At 51.7% G+C, this 1,789-nt stretch carries 1 rRNA gene; it reads left to right on the forward strand.

Annotation, left to right across the window (positions count from 1 at the left end):
- Nucleotides 1-216: 216 nt before the first annotated feature.
- Nucleotides 217-1,789: ribosomal RNA gene (locus H065_RS0124675) — 23S ribosomal RNA — on the forward strand; the annotation flags it as partial.

Here is a 1,789-nt window from a genome sequence, read left to right on the forward strand (position 1 = left end):
AGAGCAAATCTCTTTCAAGTTGATCCTTGAAAACTGGATACCGAAACGAAACATCGCGTTTTAGAAACTGTTCTTGCTGAGACTGTGCAAACAGGCGAAAGTAAAGAAGAGATATAGCGACGAGATGGACGGATAATAAGGAAAGGTCTTTTGCTTTGCAAAAACCACTCTTTATTGGAAGAAGATCGAGTCGTGGTTTTGTAACCAAAACCACTAGGTTAAGCTACTAAGAGCACACGGTGGATGCCTAGGCGCTAGGAGCCGACGAAGGACGTGGCGAACAACGATAAGGCCTCGGGGAGCTGTAAGCAAGCATTGATCCGGGGATGTCCGAATGGGGAAACCCAGCTGGATTCATCTCCAGTTACTCACATCTGAATACATAGGGTGTGTAGAGGCAGACGAGGGGAACTGAAACATCTAAGTACCCTCAGGAAGAGAAAACAAGAGTGATTCCGTCAGTAGCGGCGAGCGAACGCGGAACAGCCTAAACCAAGAAGCTTGCTTCTTGGGGTTGTGGGACGTCTCTTTGGAGTTACAAAGGAACTGGGTAAGCGAAGAGGTCTGGAAAGGCCCGCCATAGTAGGTGAAAGCCCTGTAGCTGAAAGTCAGTTCTCTCCGAGACGGATCCCGAGTAGTGCGGGGCACGTGAAACCCCGTATGAATCTGCCAGGACCATCTGGTAAGGCTAAATACTCCCTAGCGACCGATAGTGAAGCAGTACCGTGAGGGAAAGGTGAAAAGGACCCCGGAAGGGGAGTGAAATAGAACCTGAAACCGTGTGCTTACAAAAAGTCAGAGCCCGATATAGGGGTGATGGCGTGCCTTTTGTAGAATGAACCGGCGAGTTACGTTCCCGTGCAAGGTTAAGGTGAAAAGCCGGAGCCGCAGCGAAAGCGAGTCTGAATAGGGCGACATAGTACGTGGACGTAGACCCGAAACCGGGTGATCTACCCCTGTCCAGGATGAAGGTACGGTAACACGTACTGGAGGTCCGAACCCACGCACGTTGAAAAGTGCGGGGATGAGGTGGGGGTAGCGGAGAAATTCCAATCGAACCCGGAGATAGCTGGTTCTCCCCGAAATAGCTTTAGGGCTAGCCTCGGAAGGTGAGTCGCGGAGGTAGAGCACTGATTGGATGCGGGGCCCGCAAGGGTTACCAAGTTCAGTCAAACTCCGAATGCCGCAGACTTTATTCCGGGAGTCAGACAGTGGGTGCTAAGGTCCATTGTCAAAAGGGAAACAGCCCAGACCATCAGCTAAGGTCCCCAAGTGTGTGTTAAGTGGGAAAGGATGTGGAGTTGCTTAGACAACCAGGATGTTGGCTTAGAAGCAGCCACCATTGAAAGAGTGCGTAATAGCTCACTGGTCGAGTGACTCTGCGCCGAAAATGTAACGGGGCTAAACACACCACCGAAGCTATGGCTTGATGCTTGCATCAGGGGTAGGGGAGCGTTGAATTTAGGTTGAAGGTGTACCGTAAGGAGCGCTGGACAGAATTCAAGTGAGAATGCCGGTATGAGTAACGAAAAGATCAGTGAGAATCTGATCCGCCGAAAGCCCAAGGGTTCCTGAGGAAGGCTCGTCCTCTCAGGGTAAGTCGGGACCTAAGGCGAGGCCGAAAGGCGTAGTCGACGGACAACAGGTTGAAATTCCTGTACCACCGAAAGCCGTTATGAGCAATGGGGTGACGCAGGAGGGTAGTGACGCGGACTGATGGATGTCCGTCTAAGCAGTGAGGCTTGCATGTAGGTAAATCCGCATGCTCCAAGGCCAGGCTGTGATGGGG

Source organism: Paenibacillus shenyangensis, assembly GCF_000346635.1.
GTDB classification, from domain to species: domain Bacteria; phylum Bacillota; class Bacilli; order Paenibacillales; family Paenibacillaceae; genus Saccharibacillus; species Saccharibacillus dauci.